The sequence below is a fragment of the Rhodococcus sp. EPR-157 genome (assembly GCF_001647195.1).
Taxonomy (GTDB): Bacteria; Actinomycetota; Actinomycetes; order Mycobacteriales; family Mycobacteriaceae; genus Rhodococcoides.
The window spans coordinates 1-276 of the sequence record NZ_LVCV01000240.1 but is presented as its reverse complement, the minus strand read 5'-3'; the positions used below and the strand labels follow the sequence as shown (position 1 = coordinate 276).

1 protein-coding gene is annotated in these 276 nt (G+C 63.8%); it reads right to left on the bottom strand.

Annotation, left to right across the window (positions count from 1 at the left end):
- Nucleotides 1-276, bottom strand: a 276-nt coding sequence (locus A2J03_RS10830; protein ID WP_197480712.1) for a PLP-dependent transferase, incomplete at both ends; no start/stop codon positions are given.

Genomic DNA, 276 nt, shown 5'->3' with positions numbered 1-276 from the left:
CGAGATCATGCCGCCGAATCGACGCATCTGCTTGGCGGCGACGCTGTGCGACGGGTGCGACTTCAAGCCCGGGTAGATGACCTGGGAGATCGAGGAATGACCGTCGAGCAGGTCGACGAGTGCCTCTGCGTTGTCACTGTGCCGTTCCATGCGCAGCGCGAGAGTCTTGATGCCACGCAGGGTGAGGAAGGCGTCGAACGGTCCCGGCACGCCACCGGCACCGTTCTGCAGGAACGCGATTGCCGCGTCCAGTTCCTCGTCATCGGTGATCAACGC